Origin of the sequence: Rothia sp. HMSC065B04, assembly GCF_001812285.1 — a bacterium.
Taxonomy (GTDB): domain Bacteria; phylum Actinomycetota; class Actinomycetes; order Actinomycetales; family Micrococcaceae; genus Rothia; species Rothia mucilaginosa.
In genome coordinates this window covers 104,274-120,795 of record NZ_KV808411.1, presented here as the reverse complement: position 1 = coordinate 120,795, position 16,522 = coordinate 104,274, and the positions used below count along the sequence as shown (strand labels likewise).

General features: G+C 61.0%; 10 protein-coding genes and 2 tRNA genes. 8 read left to right on the top strand and 4 right to left on the bottom strand.

The genetic code is table 11. The features are described 5' to 3' along the window. Positions 1–156: 156 nt before the first annotated feature. Positions 157–229 (bottom strand) — tRNA-Lys (locus HMPREF2845_RS09060). Positions 230–450: 221 nt separating this feature from the next. On the opposite strand from HMPREF2845_RS09060, the gene bcp reads away from it, so the two are divergent. The 8 genes from bcp (at position 451) to HMPREF2845_RS09020 (ending at position 9,894) form a co-directional block, all read left to right on the top strand. Further along, complete coding sequence (gene bcp, locus HMPREF2845_RS09055) at positions 451–927, top strand: thioredoxin-dependent thiol peroxidase (RefSeq protein ID WP_070634513.1); 477 nt, start codon at positions 451–453, stop codon at positions 925–927. Between the two features lie 185 nt (positions 928–1,112). After that, positions 1,113–1,194: transfer RNA gene (locus HMPREF2845_RS09050), tRNA-Leu, on the top strand. A 149-nt stretch (positions 1,195–1,343) separates the two neighbouring features. After that, complete coding sequence (locus tag HMPREF2845_RS09045; RefSeq protein WP_070634512.1) at positions 1,344–3,512, top strand: ABC transporter substrate-binding protein; 2,169 nt, start codon at positions 1,344–1,346, stop codon at positions 3,510–3,512. A 211-nt stretch (positions 3,513–3,723) separates the two neighbouring features. Further along, complete coding sequence (locus tag HMPREF2845_RS09040) at positions 3,724–5,205, top strand: malate:quinone oxidoreductase (RefSeq protein ID WP_070634511.1); 1,482 nt, start codon at positions 3,724–3,726, stop codon at positions 5,203–5,205. 261 nt (positions 5,206–5,466) lie between these two features. Next, entirely contained in the window at positions 5,467–6,858 is a 1,392-nt protein-coding gene (locus HMPREF2845_RS09035) for a YihY/virulence factor BrkB family protein (RefSeq protein ID WP_070634510.1), read from the top strand. 84 nt (positions 6,859–6,942) lie between these two features. After that, positions 6,943–7,962 (top strand): alpha/beta fold hydrolase, encoded by a 1,020-nt coding sequence (locus tag HMPREF2845_RS09030; RefSeq protein WP_070634509.1) that lies wholly within the window; start codon positions 6,943–6,945, stop codon positions 7,960–7,962. 183 nt (positions 7,963–8,145) lie between these two features. After that, a complete protein-coding gene (locus HMPREF2845_RS09025; RefSeq protein ID WP_005505506.1) occupies positions 8,146–9,237 on the top strand; it encodes an S-(hydroxymethyl)mycothiol dehydrogenase in 1,092 nt (363 codons plus the stop codon). A 9-nt stretch (positions 9,238–9,246) separates the two neighbouring features. Further along, on the top strand, positions 9,247–9,894 hold the full coding sequence (locus HMPREF2845_RS09020; protein ID WP_005505505.1) for an MBL fold metallo-hydrolase: 648 nt from the start codon (positions 9,247–9,249) through the stop codon (positions 9,892–9,894). Positions 9,895–10,027: 133 nt separating this feature from the next. On the opposite strand, the gene HMPREF2845_RS09015 is transcribed toward HMPREF2845_RS09020, so the two are convergent. The 3 genes from HMPREF2845_RS09015 to HMPREF2845_RS09005 form a co-directional block, all read right to left on the bottom strand. Next, positions 10,028–11,617, bottom strand: coding sequence for an MFS transporter (locus HMPREF2845_RS09015; RefSeq protein WP_246824665.1), 1,590 nt, complete (start codon positions 11,615–11,617; stop codon positions 10,028–10,030). 65 nt (positions 11,618–11,682) lie between these two features. Next, positions 11,683–14,976 carry an AAA family ATPase gene (locus HMPREF2845_RS09010; protein WP_070634508.1) on the bottom strand — a complete coding sequence of 1,098 codons (3,294 nt, stop codon included), beginning with the start codon at positions 14,974–14,976 and terminating at the stop codon, positions 11,683–11,685. Then, positions 14,973–16,169 (bottom strand): exonuclease SbcCD subunit D, encoded by a 1,197-nt coding sequence (locus HMPREF2845_RS09005; protein WP_049352552.1) that lies wholly within the window; start codon positions 16,167–16,169, stop codon positions 14,973–14,975. The genes HMPREF2845_RS09010 and HMPREF2845_RS09005 overlap by 4 nt, the downstream gene beginning before the upstream one ends. Positions 16,170–16,522: the final 353 nt, after the last annotated feature.

Sequence of the window (16,522 nt, the reverse complement as noted above, 5' to 3'; positions counted from 1 at the left end):
GGTGACGGGTGCCCCTGCGTAGGCGCGGAGGAAACATGCGGCGCGCATCATCAGAGACAAAGCCGGATACAAGCTCCTCAAGCCCAAAAACTGTATTTATTCAGGGAACGCAAAAATCCCGCCGATTCCTAAGAATCAGCGGGATTTTCTGTGAAGTGCGCCCCCTGGGACTCGAACCCAGAACCCATTGATTAAGAGTCAATTGCTCTGCCAATTGAGCTAGAGGCGCTTATTTGTTTTTCAAGGTTTCCCTTGCAACAGAAAAATACTATACGCGAGTTTTTGTGGTGTACGCAAGTTGATTTGGAGTGAGCCTGGACACATTGTTTGGGTGGGGTGTGTGGGACACTAGACTGTGTGTATTGCATGGGGCGCGTCCGCCCTTGGTACTGTGTGGGGCGCATCCGCCGCTCCCCTGCTGATCTCTATTGATGTTTTGAGGAGTTATTGATGAGCGTTCGTCTTGAGCCGGGTACCCCGGCACCTGCTTTTACCCTTGCTGACGCTTCGGGTAAGGAGCACAGTCTGAGTGATTATGCGGGTAGCAAGGTGATTTTGTATTTTTACCCGAAGGCTTCGACTCCGGGTTGCACGAAGGAGGCGTGCGATTTCCGCGATAATTTAGCGGCGTTGAAGTCGTTGGGTTACGTGGTGTTGGGTGTTTCTCCGGATTCGCCGGCGGCTATTGCTCGTTTTGTGGAGAAGGAGTCGTTGACGTTCCCGCTGCTGTCTGATGCTGATCATGCGGTGGCTGAGGCGTATGGTGCGTGGGGTGAGAAGAAGAATTACGGCAAGGTGTATGAGGGTCTGATTCGTTCGACGTTTGTGATTGATGAGCAGGGTGTTATTTCTGTGGCTCAGTACAATGTGCGTGCGACGGGTCATGTGGCGAAGCTGCGTCGTGATTTGGGTATTGACCCGAAGTAGGGTCACGTTTTCTGGGGTTTGCGTATCGCTGTTCTACTGCTTCTTGAGGGGCTGGTGTTCGGCGTGTTTGCGGGCTTTTTGCCCTATGGGGGCTTCTTTTAAGGCTTGGAGAACCTTGGTTCCTGGTGTACACTAATTCTTTGTTGCCTCAGACGCATGCATCTTCGGATGTGGGGTGACGCTACGCGCGAGTGGTGAAATTGGCAGACACGCAGGATTTAGGTTCCTGTGCCTTATGGCGTGGGGGTTCAAGTCCCCCCTCGCGCACACACATTCACATTGGGCCCGCCGTCACGGTTTTCGTGGCGGCGGGTTCTCTTGTATGTGCCTTGCCGGGGTGGGTGTGTCTCGCCCGGTTGGGTGTTGAACCGTTATCCTGAGAGATAAGCATCCGCGACGGAAGAGAGGACCCTCCCGTGCAGCATCAGCCTTATGCATCATCAGCTGTTGGCAGTTCTGATGTGCTGCTGCGAGCCACTGCCGGCTCGAGTGGCTTGAGTCGACGTGCCGTTTTGCGTTTTGGCGCGCTTTTTAGTGCTGGTTTGGCGCTTTCTGCGTGTTCTGGTCAATCTTCTGCTGGTTCGTCGGCTGGTTCTTCGGCGAGCGCGTCGTCTGCTGATGCGCGTCGTGTGTTTCGTTTTGCGCAGGGTGCGGCGCCGTTGGGTTTGGACCCGGCGTTGTTTCCTGTGGCGAGTACGTATCAGGTGACGGCGCAGGTTTTGCAGACGTTGTTGGTGGCGAATCATTACACGGGTGATCCTGAGGTTCAGGATTCGTTGTGTAGTGAGTGGACGGTTTCTGATGACCGCTTGGTGCATACGTTTGTGTTGCGTGAGGCGCATTTTAGTAACGGTTCTGCGTTGACTGCGGATGCTGTGGTGCAGAATTTCCAGAGGTGGCAGGCGTTGGCTACGGGTGAGGGTACTGCTGCTCATGCGGTGCCTGCTCAGCCTTTGTTTGCGTGGGGTTTTGGTGTGCCGAAGCCGGGTTCTATTGATCCTTCGGCGGTGGAGCCTGCGCCTGTTCAGGCGTCTCCGTCGGGTGCGACGACTCCGTCTGCTTCTGCAAGTGCTTCCCCGTCTGCTTCCGCAACTGCTACCCCGAGCGCGTCGGCTTCTGCATCGGCTTCTGCGGGTGCTCATGCTGCTACTCAGCCGGATGATAAGAAGAGCAGCAAGAAGGCAGATGCCGCCCAGTCATTTGCGGTGCAGTCGTTCTTGCCGCTGGTTTCGTCGGTGGTGGCGAAGGGTAACTCTGTGGTGGTGACCCTGTCGCGTCCTTCTCTGGCGTTCCCGCGTATTTTGACGCAGCAGGCATTTGGCATTATTGATCCTTCGCTGTTTGGTGCGGATCAGAAGCTGACGGGTAACCCGGTGGGTACGGGTGCGTTCCGTGTGGAGTCATTCGAGGCCGGCACGGTTCGCTTGCTGAAGAATACCCATTTTGATGGTCAGGCACCTGAGCTGGATGAGATTCAGATTTCGACCCTCACTTCGTCGGATAAGCGTTATTTTGCACTGATGGAGGGTCACATTGATGCGTGTGATCAGGTGAATTCTTCTGATCTGGGCCAGTTGGCGCGTGATGGCTATCAGACGCCGGGCCGTGACCCGTTCTCGCTGGTGTATTTGGGTTTGAATACGGCGCATCCGGTGTTGAAGAATATTTCGGTGCGTCGCGCTATTTCGCATGCTGTGGATCGCGGTGCGTTGCGTCAGTATTATCCGCAGGGCACCTCGGATGCGCAGACGCTGATTTCGCCGTCGTTCCGCATTAAGGCTGATGATGCGAAGGATTACACGGACCGCAATCAGGATATGGCGCGCTCGCTGTTGGCGACTGCTGGGTACGACAATCAGGTGATTGAGTGCTACTACCCTGCCGATGTGTCTCTGCCGTGGATGGATACTCCGCAGAAGGTGTATTCGGAGATGGTGGCTTCGCTGATTGAGGTGGGTCTGAATATTAAGCCGGTGCCTCTGCCGTGGTCTGAGTATCTGTCGAAGAGCCGTGAGGTTTCTTCTGAGCGCGGTATTACCTTGGCTGGTTTCTACGGCATGTACCGCGACCCGTATGCGTTCTTTGGTCCGGTGTTGGCGCCGCTGATTGCTGAGTATCAGGTGCGTTCGTTGATTGCTAATGCACCGTCGGATATGACGACTGGTTTGACGAAGAAGAGTTCTGAGGTGCCGTCGTCCGGTGGTGCGAATTCGAATGTGCGGATTTCTGCGACTCCGAGCCCACAGCCGAGTTATTCGCCGGATCCGTTGACTCCTGAGGAGGAGGCTTCGGCTTCGGCTTCGCCGAGTCCGTCGGCGTCGCCTTCGCCGTCGCCTACTGCCGTGGCGGTGGCGCCGTCGCCTCGTTTTACTGAGATTTTGGAGGCGATTCGTACCGCGGACTCTGCCGATTCGGTGGATTCGCAGCGCGAGTTGTATGCGAAGGTTGTGTCTCAGTTGGGTCAGTTCATGCCGGCGGTTCCGTTGCTGAATGTGACGTCTAAGGTGGCGGTGAGCCGTGAGGTTCAGGGTTATCAGACGGAGCAGAATGCGATTGAGCTGTTTGGAAAACTGCGTAAGTTGTAGATAGTTCAGGTTTGAGTGTTGCGTTGCGTGTGTGTTTGGCGTGCCCTGGAGGGTTTCTACCCTCCAGGGAACCTAACGTGTGAACTGCAACACTCTCCTATTATTTGCTGATTCTAGCTATGCCTCCCCCGCTAAAAGGAGTAGGCTAGATGATGTACCCCACAGTCATTGTGCCCAAGGCCGGGCACCCGCACCCCTAAGGGAGAATTCAGTGGTAGCACGTACTGAACGAACCGACGTCGTCCTGGTCGGCGGCGGCATCATGAGCGCCACCCTCGGCGTGTTCCTCAAGGAGCTCGAACCGACCTGGAATATTATCCTGCTCGAACGCCTCGACAAGGTTGCTCAGGAATCCTCCAACCCCTGGAATAACGCAGGTACCGGCCACTCGGCGCTATGCGAACTCAACTACGCACCCGCTGGCCCCGACGGCACCGTCTCGGCAGCTAAGGCGCTGAACATTAACGAGCAGTTCCAGGTTTCCCGCCAATTCTGGGCTTCCCTGACTGAGAAGAATATTCTGACTGACACCAGCTTCATCAACCCGGTCCCCCACATGTCCCTGGTCTTCGGCGAAGACCACTCCAAGTACCTGGCTGCGCGCTACGATTCTTTCCGCAAGGAGAAGCTCTTCGAGCGTATGCAGTTCTCCAATGACCGCGAGAAGATTGGCGAATGGGCACCGCTGACCGTCAAGGGCCGCAAGGGTAACGAGTCGATGGCTGCAACCTGGTCCCCCGAAGGTACCGACGTGAACTTCGGCTCCCTCACCGAGCAGCTGGTCGATTACCTGCAGACCAAGGGTGTTGAGGTTCGCTACGGCTACCAGGTCACCAACCTGAACCGCGAGTCGAACGGTTCCTGGCAGGTTGAGGCGATTAACCGCATCAACAAGGATGAGCCTCTGAGCATCAACGCGAAGTTCGTGTTCCTCGGTGCCGGCGGTGGCGCCCTGCACCTGTTGCAGAAGTCCGGCATTGAAGAGGGTAAGGGCTACGGCGGCTTCCCCGTCTCCGGTCTGTTCCTGCGCAACACCCACGAGGCAACCGCAAACCAGCACAACGCTAAGGTGTACGGTCAGGCTTCGGTGGGTGCACCTCCCATGTCTGTTCCCCACCTGGACACCCGCTACGTGGACGGCAAGCGTGCTCTGCTCTTCGGACCCTACGCCGGTTTCAAGACAAACTTCCTGAAGCAGGGTTCCGTACTGGATTTGCCGAAGTCCCTGCGCCTGCACAACCTATACCCCATGACCCGTGCAGGTCTGGATAACTTCTCCCTGGTCAAGTACCTGCTCTCCGAGCTGGTCAAGGACAAGAACGCTCGCCTGGAGACCCTGCACCAGTACTACCCCGAGGCTGACGGCGGCGAGTGGGAGCTCATCGAGGCTGGCCAGCGCGTTCAGATTATGAAGAAGGACGCGAAGAAGGGCGGCATCCTGCAGTTCGGTACCGAGGTTGTCTCCGCAGCGGACGGCTCCATCGCGGCTTTGCTGGGTGCATCCCCCGGTGCTTCCACCGCGGCTCCGATTATGCTGAACCTGCTGGCTAAGTGCTTCCCCTCCAAGATTGCCGGTTGGGAGCCTCGCCTGAAGGAGCTCATCCCCGGTTACGGTGTGAAGCTCAACGATAACCACGACCTGGCTGATGAGCTGATGGCTCACACCGCTAAGGTTCTGGGTATTCACAACTAGTTTTCAGTTAGGCTCAGCAGGTAGCTTTATACCCTAGCTGACAAGCCTTTTTTGAGGCTTTTCGGGGCGGTTACCCTCTCTAACTGACCGACAGGTCAGCTATCTGCACTCGCAGAAAAATGCGGGAGGGTTAGAAAACCCTATAATGTCACCGCAGGGGCGGGAAGGACAGCTCATTGTTCTCCTCGCCCCTTCTGTGCGCCCACACACTGAAGCTCATAGGCGCACCACTGTGTACACCCCATCATTCAAGGAGCCCCATTGGCTGCACACACCGGCTCTTCCACGGACACCTCCTCAACCCAGGTACCCGCCGGAGCTCGACGCGGACTCTTCTCCCGCAAGCAGAAGCCCGCTGACCCCAAGTACGTCAGCGTCAAGCTGCGCGACTTCCCCAAGGGCAGCATCCTCTACATTCTGCGCCGTGCCATCTACAAATTCGGCGCAAACGGCGGCACCGACATGGCGGCAGCACTCACCTACTTCACCGTGCTGTCCATCTTCCCCGCCCTGCTGGCAATCGTCTCCCTACTGGGCGTATTCGGTCACGGTGAGGAAAGCGCCGCGGTCATCCTCGCCTTCCTCAAGGACAACGCGCCCGCCCAGATGTACGCCATTATGGAAGACCCCATCAAGCAGATTACCGGCGACCATGGCGCAGGCCTGGTGCTGTTGACCGGTATCCTCAGTGCGCTCTGGTCCGCCTCCGGGTACACCGGATCCTTCGGCCGAGCTCTCAACACGGTCTACAACGTGCGTGAAGGCCGCCCCGGCTGGATTCTCAAGCCGCTGAACGTCTTCGTCACCACCGTGATTATCATCCTCGTGGTACTCATGATGCTCATGATGCTGCTGGGTGTAACCGTCCTGGACATGGTCGGTCGGTATGTACCCGAAACCGTGGATATGGAGCTCATCAAGCTCATCTGGCTGAACGGCCGCTGGGTGCTGATTCTGTTCATGGCAATCGCCCTGATCACTCTACTCTACGCCGCCACCCCGAACGTGCGCCGTTACAAGGCATGGAGGCTCTCCCCCGGTGCGGCACTCGCCCTCTTCGGCATGGGTCTGGGCGCATTCGGCTTCACCCTCTACGCCAACAACTTCAGCAAGTACAACGCCACCTACGGCCTGATCGGTGGTGTGATTGTGATGCTGCTGTTCATCTGGATCATGAACAATATGCTTCTCTTCGGCGCGCATCTGGACGCCGAAATCATGCTCATGCGCCAGATTATCGCTGGCGATGACGACCACGGCCACCTGAAGGTGCAGCCGCGCAGCACCTCCGCATCGCGTGCACTGAAGGCACGCCAGGAACGCCTCATGTCCGCCGGACGCGAATTGCAGCAGCAGGCGGCAGGCCAGGGCATGCTCCCCAAGCCGAAGGGCCCCTCCATTGCGGATCGCGTGCAGAAGGCGGTGGACACTAACACCACCATGATTCGCACGTTCATTGCCGACGGCAAGGAACGACTCGACAACGGCAAGGAACAGTTGCAGAAGAAGCAGGCGAAGGCCGATGCCGCCGAAACTCAGGCTTCTGAGGCAACCGCGGCAAAGGCAGATGCGAACGCAAAGGCTGACTCTCAGCAGGATGCGCTCTTCGACCTGAGCACCGATAGTTCGAACGGTGCGGCGAAGAAGAACTAAACGGCAGCTCAGCTGAGCGCGTACCGCTTCAACCTGATTAAGGGCGCAGGACAGAAACCCTGCGCTGGTCACTAAGATAGACATATGACCAGTGCAGAATTCTCTCCCGCGCCCTTTGCCGTACCCAATGCTGTTGTACCAGGCACTACCCTGCCCGACCTCGAGTACACCCTCTACCAGCCGCAGCAGCTCAAAAGCCGCGTCCCCGCCCTCATGCTTCACGGCTTCGCCACCCGCGGCGAACAGCTCTACGGCGGCACCAGCTGGATCCGCCAATACCTGCGCGCCGGATACCCCGTGCTGATTGTTACCCTGCCCTACCACTCAGACGAATACCTCAAAGACCCCGAATCCATGCACGCCGTCGACTGCAAACTCCCCGACAACACGAGCGTGCGCAGCCGCACAATTCCGTTCGATTCGGTGCCCCCTGTCGATGCGGCAGGTCAGCCGCTGACCCCCATGCACCTGTTCACCAACCTGCTCGCCCAGCTGCTGCGCACCGTCGCCACCGAGAACGACCTCGGCGTTGAACTGGAGCCCCGCGCGCACGTTATTGGCTTCTCCTTCGGCGCCCGCGTCGGCTGGGAACTCGCCCTCACCCACCCGGAGGCAGTCGCATCCCTCACCCTGGGCGGCCTGCCCCTACACGACCACCTCATTACCCTGCGCGCCATGCTCGAAGCGCACGAGGGAACCAGCGCCTCCGCGAGTGCAGAAACCCCGGCGGCAGACTCCACCGACGAGGCGATTGCCTCCTTCACCTCGATTATTGACAACTCCCCCATTCAACCCGACGCGCTGCTGAAGTTCGTGAGGATTCCCTTCGGCCCGTTCTTCGACGTGCCCGCCCTGCGTGCCGGATCCCCCAACCTACCTGCGGGTCACCCGGGCGCGCATCCGCACGCACCCATCGCGGTCGTGCTCGGTGACTCGGACACCATCGCCGCCGACGGAGCGGAACTCTACGACATGGTGCGCGGCAACAATCCGCTTAACCGCTTCATCTCCCTGGCCGGCCGCGACCACGTGAACGCACTGACCTCGGGCGCGTTCCGACGCGGTGCGCTCGCCTTTGCGGCAGAGGTGGAGGCGGCAGAGTAAGTAGCCGCAGACTACGCGGGTTCCGGGAGGAGTAAGAGACAACGTCATAAAACGTCACATTCACCTGGGGGCTTCACGCTCAGCCCCGGGGTGCATCAGGTATGCCTTAGCTCTTAGAATGGGAACGTATCAAAAAACCTTTATCTGCGGTTGAGGCTCAACCGCGCCCAGCAAAGGAGCACCATGCACAAGGTTAAGGCTGTCGTAGCCCTCGCCCAGGACGCACCCGTCACCGTCACCACCATCAACGTACCCGACCCCGGCAAGGGCGAAGCACTCGTCAAGGTCCTCACCTGCGGCGTCTGCCAGACCGACCACCACTACGTCACCGGCGGCGTTGGCCAGGACTTCCCCTACCTGCTCGGCCACGAGTCCGCAGGTATCGTTGAGGCTGTCGGCGATGACGTCACCGACATCGCCCCCGGCGACCTGGTCATCCTCAACTGGCGTGCCGTCTGCGGCGAATGCCGCGCATGCCGCAAGGGCCAGCCGCAGTACTGCTTCGCAACCCACAACGCAACCCAGAAGATGACCCTCGAGGACGGTACCGAACTCACCCCCGCACTGGGTATCGGCTCCTTCGCTGAGAAGACCCTCGTCGCAGCTGGCCAGTGCACCAAGATCACCGCTGACATCAGCCCCGAACAGTACGCAGCCATCGGTCTGCTCGGCTGCGGCGTCACCGCAGGTCTGGGCGCTGTGCTGAACACCGGTGAGCTCAAGCGCGGCGAGTCCGTGGCAGTCATCGGCTGTGGCGGCGTCGGCACCGCAGCAATCGCAGGCGCACAGCTCGGTGGCGCAACCACCATCATCGCCGTCGACATCGACGAGGATAAGCTGGCACGCGCACGCGAACACGGCGCAACCCACACCGTGAACTCCTCCAAGGTCGACCCCGTCGAGGCCATCAAGGAACTCACCGGCGGCTTCGGTGCAGACCTCGTCATCGACGCTGTCGGCATCGCCCCCACCTTCAAGCAGGCATTCGAAGCACGCGACCTGGCTGGCCGCGTCGTCCTCGTCGGCGTGCCCGCACCCGGCACCACTTGGGACATCCCGCTGGATGAGGTGTTCGGCCGCGGCGGCTCCATCAAGAGCGCATGGTACGGCGACACCCTGCCCTCCCGCGACTTCCCCGAATTCGTGGACCAGTACCTGCTCGGCCGCCTCGACCTGGACGGCTTCGTCTCCGAGCGCATCCGCCTCGAAGACGTCAACGAAGCATTCGAAACCATGAAGACCGGCCGCGTGCTGCGCTCGGTCGTGGAACTCTAGGAGCGTAGCGTGAGCGAACGTATTGAACGAGTCGTCACCTCCGGCACCTTCTCGCTGGACGGCGGCTGCTGGGACGTCGACAACAACGTCTGGATCATCGGCAATGACTCCTCCGTGATCATCATTGACCCCGCCCACGACGTCGACAAGATCTCCCGCACCGTCGCAGGCCGCACCGTGGAGAAGATTCTGCTGACCCACGCCCACGACGACCACATCCGCAGCGCCAAGGAGGCGGCAGAACGCTTCGGCGCACCCGTCTACCTGAACCCCGCAGACCGTGTGCTCTGGGAAATGGTGTACCCTTCCTGGGACTTCGACCACGAACTCGCTGACGGCGATGTACTGCGCATCGGCGACACCGAACTGAAGGTCCTCGCCACCCCCGGCCATTCCCCCGGCTCCGTGTGCTTCTACGCACCCACCCTCAGCTGGGAAAACAGCGAAGGCGTCGTCTTCTCCGGCGACACCCTCTTCAACGGCGGCCCCGGCGCAACCGGACGCTCCTACAGCGACTTCGACACCATCATCGAGTCGATCTCGACCCGCCTGCTGACCCTGCCCGCGTCCACCGCGGTCCTCACCGGCCACGGCGACAGCACCGGCATCGGTCTGGAGGCGCCCGAGCTTCCTGCATGGATCAAGCGCGGTCACTAAACTGTAGCCTCACGCTGAGGCTCTCACACTGAGGTTCTCAGGCCGAGGTTCACCACAAACCGAGCACGGTACGCAAAAGGCGGATGCCCCACCACCTGCAGAAGGTGGCGGGGCATCCGCCTTTAAACATGCGCTAACGACGTTCCAACTGATCCCAAGGAGTCAGCTGCTCCTCATGCTCCTCACGCCACAGGTAGCCGTACAAATGACCCAACGCAAAATACAGCGTCGCAATAATCACCGGCACCATAAACGCATTACGGTAATACGGAGCGTCACCCATATAGCCGCCCCACATACTACCCATCGCAAGACCAATACCCAGCATCGAGCGGGTAAAGAAGCTCGCCTGCGCATCAGGAATATGCTTGAGCGAACGGTTCAGCCACAGCTCATGACCGCCAAACGCCACACCCAGCACCGCACCACACAGCACCAACGCATAGAAAATCGTGGACGTATCATCACTCGCCGGCAAATACAGGGCACCCATAATCAGCAGAACGCCGCTCACCAACCAACCATGCCACGGGTTCACCGAACGGGCACCCAAAACCACGGGGAAAGACACAAGCACCATCGCGCCGGTACCGGTCGCAACCATCGCCATGAACAGGTTCATCGAACCGTGAATCAGCGAGAAGCCCAGCAGACCCGAACCGACCGCGCCCATACACGCACCCAGCAGCACCAGACCAAGAATCAACACCACCGTCTGCTTATTCGGACGGACCAGATTCTTCGGCGGAGACATGCGAATACGCGAAATATCCGGCAGCCACATCGGCGCGGCCAGAACCACAATGAACAGTAGCGCATCCAGAATCATCGTGATCCAGAAGCCCGCATACTCATGATTCGGGGTGAGGTACGCATCGCCCAGCCGCACCAGCAGAGCAGCCAGCGGGTACATCGACAGGTTCGCCGTCGTCCCCCAAGAAACAGCTGTCGACAAGCGAACATCACTGTACTTATAGTTGCGGCGGTACAGCGACTCCAACGCAAACGGCGTCCACGGCGGAGTCGTAAAACCCATCGCCACGCAAGAGAGCGCATGGTATGTCGTACTCACGTTATTCGGGTCAACCGTCAAACGCCAACCAATGACCAGCATATTCAGCACCGCAGCAATATTCAGCACCGACGTAATCGCCAGCAACGCCCTCAAACCCAGGGCACGCACCAGCATCGGGCCGAGCATAATCTGCACCGAATACGCGCCAGCAAACGCCGCCACCGCATAGCCGCCATCATGCACACTACCCAGGTGGCTCGCCAACAGAATATACAGCGCAAACGCCGAAGAAGCCGCCGGAATATGGAACAGAATCGTCAACACATTACGGGCAAAGCCCTCATCACGGAGCACACCGCGCAGATGGTAACGCTGCTCCTTACCGTTACGCAGGAACAACGCCCAATGCTGACGCAAAATATCCGGCACCGAGGCGTTCGTATTAACCTCATCCGCAGTAGGAACCGGTCGCGGCGGCAACTCCTGCAACACGTGGTCGTTACTGCGCACCACATCCGTCAAGGACGTACCCGGAACCGTTGGAATACCCGTGCCCGAAGCACACGACTTATCCGGCGAATCGGAGGCGGGTGCCACCTTCATGGTGCGCGGAGGAACCTCCGGCGCGGATGCGTTAGCGCGCGCATCAGCCGAAGGTTCCACACGATACGTTGAGTTCGGGTCCCTGTCCTGAGGTGTCGAGGTCATCATCTCTTTCACGAATAAGCCGCCGGACATGCCACAACAGCAGCCCGGAAGCGAATTTATGCCTACTAGGAGTTTACCCTCACCGACGAGCCGTTCTGACCCTTTTCAACCACAATCTGGGCGGGAATACGGTTCTTCATCTCCTCCACATGCGAAATCAGGCCAATAGTGCGGCCGCTATCACGCAGAGATTCGATCGTGCCCATCACCATGTCCAAGGTTTCGGCGTCCAACGTGCCAAAACCCTCATCAATGAACAGGGTATCCAGCTCGATACCGCCGTTATTCGCCTGCACAACCTCAGCCAGACCCAACGCCAACGACAGCGACGCCAAGAACGACTCACCACCGGACAGCGACGACGCCTCACGCGGCTCGCCCGTCCAGGTGTCGGTAATCTCCAGGTTCAGGCCGCCGCCGGAACGGCTACCCTTCGCACGGTGATCGCTGAACACCATGCCGTAGCGGCCCTCACTCATGCGATCCAGGTGCAGTGACGCCGAGTGCAGAATCCGCTCAAACTCGGCACCCAGCACGTAACTCACCAGGTCAACCTGGTGCTCATAGCCGCCCAGCGTGTCACCGCGGGCAGCCGCCGCCAGGTTCGCCAACATCTGCGCACGGTCATAACGCTGCGCCGTCTTCGCACGGAACGCCGCATACTCGCCACGCAGCACATGCAAAGAACGCAGCATGCTCTCCCGCTCACCCTCACGAAGAGTCAAACGGTGCGCCGCCGCACGCAACTGCTCAACCTGCTCACGCACACCCTGCAGATCATCCGGCGCCTGCTCACCAGCGGCGGCACGCGCCGCCACCGCAACAATCGCCTCACGACCAAAGCCCTCAAGGAGGCGGGCATGCTCCAACTCATACGCGGCAACAGCCTGCTCCAGGGCATCAACACGCTCGGGGGTGCGCACCGCCGCCTGCACCAGCTCAGCGCTCTCAAACGAAGACTCAGCCAGCAAACGCTCAGCCTGCGCCGCCGCCAAAGCATGACGCTCACGCGCCTGCCCCAACAGCAACACTGCACGAGCAAGACGCTGATGCGCCACACGGTAACCCTCAACAGCCTCAACACGTTGCGCAAAACCCACCGCTGCACGAGCAGGCGCCAACTCAGCCGCAGCCGCCTCACAGCGCGCCGCAGCATCACGGTGACGAGTCTGAGCCTCAACCGCCGCGCTCTCGATGGTGCGTAGCGCCTCCTGAGCCTTCTGCTGCTCGGCACGCACCCGCTCAACCTTCACCAGCACGCCGTCACGCGCGGTCACGCGCGACTGAGCCTGCGCGAGGCGGGTCTGCGCCTGCTGCAGCTGGGCGGCAGTCTGCTCAACATCGCACTCGCCCTGAGCCACCAGGGTCTCGTACTGGGTGCGGGCGGCGGCAAGCGCCTCGGAGGCTTCCTGATGTGCCTTGGTCGCCCGATCCTTAGCCAGTTCGTGGGTACGCGCCTGCTTGTGTGCCTTGTCTTCACGCTCCTTGGCGGCGTCCAGGTCGGCACGCTCAACCAGCTGCTCGCCCTCGGCAATCCGCGCCGGAGCGGGGTGCTCCACTGAACCGCAGACCGCGCAGGGTTCGCCGTCCTTGAGCTCACGCGCCAGCAGAGACGAGGCCTGGGCGAGGCGCAGCACCTGCAGGTTCTTGAACTCCTCCGTGGCGGCGAGCGCCTGCTGAGCCGAAGCCTGCCACTTTTCCTGCGCCTTCTGCTCGGCGGTGGCGGTGCGCTTGCTCTGCTTCTGGGCCGCAGCAACCGCGGCGGAGGCGGCATCCAGCTTCTGCTGCATCTGCTGGGCTGCATCGTGCTTCTGCTGCGCCTCGGTGACCAGGTGCGCGGCGAGGGTACGCTCCTCGTCGGCGGTGCTGTAGCCGGCGAGTTCTTCGGCGAGCTGCTCGGCCTGGGCGGTGAGGTCGTTCAGCGTCTTTTCGGCACGCGACTTGTCCTTCTCGAGGGCGTTAGCCTGCTTCAGCAGGGCGGCTGCGGCGGCTTCCTCGTCGGTCAGCTGCGCGTCCTTCTTCTGCAGGGCGCGCAGGGTGTCAAGGAGCGCCTCGAGCTGGGTTTCCTGCTCGGCGGGCTCGAAATCCGGGAGTGCGGCGAAGGTGGTCTCTTCGGGGAAGATGACCTCTGCCGAGGTTTCCTCATCGCGGAGGGCCGCAAGCAGGGCGCGACCAGTCTCATCCAGCGCGGATGCACAGGCCGCCTGCTCCTGCTGGCGGGCGGCGAGCGCCTGCGATTCGGCATGGACCTGCGCGTACTGTGCGTGCAGGGGCGCGGCGGCACGTGCCTGCGCCAGCTCTTCACGCTGCGCCTTGTGCTCGTCGGCGCGTACGGTCAGGCGGGTGCGGCGCTCGCAGAGCTGCTCGTATTCGCGCCAGTCGGCCTGCAGCTGGGCGCGTTCGGCGAGCAGGCGGGTGTTCCGGTCGGCTTCGTCGGTGAGGCGCTGCTGCTCCTGCTTTTCGCGTGCGGAGGTTTCGCGGGCGCGTTCTACTCCGCCGGCGACCCATGCGTCGAGGGTTTCGGCAGTGACATTCTCGGCAGTGACGCTCTCAGCGGTGAGCTGTTCGGAAGTCTCCGCCTCCACAGGGTCTTCGGTAGCGGAGCCCTCCCCTGCAGCATCTTCAGCGTCCGGATCCGCAACATCCAGTAGCGCCTGCAGGGCGAGCATTTCTACGCGGGCACGTTCAAGGTAGCCGCGCTGGGTGTTTTCGTCCTGGGCGACTTCCTGCTGGGCGGTTTTCGCTTCTTCGGTGAGTGCGGCGAAGAGCTGTTCGTAGTGTTCGACGGGGAACATCTTTTTGAGCAGTTCTTTGCGTTCTTTGGGCTTGGACTTGAGGAATTGCGCGAACTGGCCCTGCGGCAGGAGTACGACTTTGAGGAATTGTTCTTTGGTCAGGTGGGTGCGTTCGGCGATGGTGCGGTTGACTTCGGCGACGCTGCTGGAGATGGGGATCCAGGCTTTTTCGTCGGCGGGGTCGGCGCCGGGTGCGAGTTCGGCGAGGGTTGCTTTGGCGCTTTCTTCGCGCATCTGGCCTTTGCGGGCGCCGCGGGTGATGGGTTTGTTGTAGGCGGGGGTGCGGTCGATGCGCAGGCGCTTGCCGTGGAGGGTGACGTCGAGTAACACGCGCGGTTTGGTGCCGCTGTGTGCCGCGTAGGTGGAGTGCAGTTTGGCGGATTCGCGGTCGCTGCTGGTTTCGCCGTAGAGGGCGTAGCAGATAGCGTCGAGGATGGTGGTTTTACCGGCACCGGTTGGGCCGTTGAGTAGGAATACGCCGGCGTTGTTGAGGGTGTCGAAGTTGATTTCTTGGCGCTTGGGGTATGCCATGAAGGCTTCGAATTCGAGGTTGTGCAGGATCATGCGTTGTCCTTGTGGCTTTTGATGTGGTCGCTGAGGGTGGTGATGACGTCGCGTTCTTCGCTGGTGAGGGGGCGGTTGCGTACGTATTGGTGGAATTGGTCGAAGGTTTCGACGGGGTCGGCGTCGCGGGTGGGCGGTGCGGCGGTGGGTTTGTCGGTGGCGGGTTGGGTGCTGCGGTAGCTGAAGTGGGAGATGGTTTCGTAGCGGCTGCGCAGGCGGTCGACGGCGCCGACGGGTAGGGTTTCGTCGGTGAGTTCGATGCGGCAGTAGTAGCCCTGCTCGTAGGGGCTGTTTTCTGGGGCGTTGAGTAGCTGCTCCATGGTGCCGCGCAGGGTTTTCATGTGTACACGGGTTGCCCATTCGTGGCTGCTGATGGTGGGTTCTTCGCCGGGGTTGAGTTCGATGAGGTAGGCGCCGTTGCGGTTGTGTTCTTCGCTGAATGAGAAGCCGAGCGGGGAGCCGCTGTAGCGGATGGTGTGGGTGACGGGGTAGCGCTTGTGGATGTGGCCGAGGGCTACGTAGTCGAAGCCGTCGAAGAGGGAGGCGGGTACCCAGTCGATACCGCCGACGCTGATGTCGCGTTCGGAGTCGCTGCGGGGTGTGGTGTCTGCGCTGCCGGCGGTGTCACTGCCGGTGGTGTCGCTGACTGTTGCGTGGCTCATGACGATGATGCGGTCGGCGCCTGCGCCGCGGGCGCGTCGTTCTGCGGCGTCGGCGCGGATGGCGTCGGTGACGGCGCCGAGGACGGCCTGGTGGGTGGGGTCTACACCGAGGGCGGTGGCGTGGAGGCGCGGCGCGAGGTAGGGGATGGCGTAGACGTGTACGCGCAAGGTGCCGTCGGTGAGTTCGACGGGGCGGGTGGCGTCTTCGATGGTGGTGCGCAGGTGCACGCCGGAGGCTTCGAAGAAGGCTGCGCCGTAGCTGAGGCGGCGGAAGGAGTCGTGGTTGCCGGAGCTGAGGATGACGTGCACGCCGGCGCGCATGAGGCGGGTGAGTGCCTGGTCGAGCAGGGTGGTGCTTTCGGCGGTGGGGATGGTGCTGTCGTAGACGTCGCCGCTGATGAGGAGGGTGTTGATGCCTTCGGCGTGCACGTAGTTGAGCAGTTCGTCGATGAACTGCTGGTGTTCGCGGGTGAGGGGGCTGCGGTGGAAGGTGCGGCCGAGGTGCCAGTCGGAGGTGTGCAGGATCTTCATGGTTTCAGTATGGCATTGCGTCTTGTTTTGCGCCTCACAGTTCGTCATTCAGGGGCGGAACCCTCTGCTCAGACCCCACCGCAGCGTAGGTGCTCATGCGTAGCGGGGGCTCCGTCCTCAAGGCGCCCCGGCGCCGCAGAGGGGGCACTCCCCCGCGAGCATGAGCGCAAAGCCGTTTTTGTCTAAGCCTCTCCATTCCCGGCGAGGAAGAGTAGCCAACCATCCTCGGCGTAGGTGCTCATGCGGAGCGAGGGCTCCTTCCCCGGTGTCTCCCCATCCGCGGAGTAGGCATCCTACCGCGGCGTAAGTGCTCATGCGGAGCGGGGGCTCCGTCCTCAAGGCGCCCCGGCGCC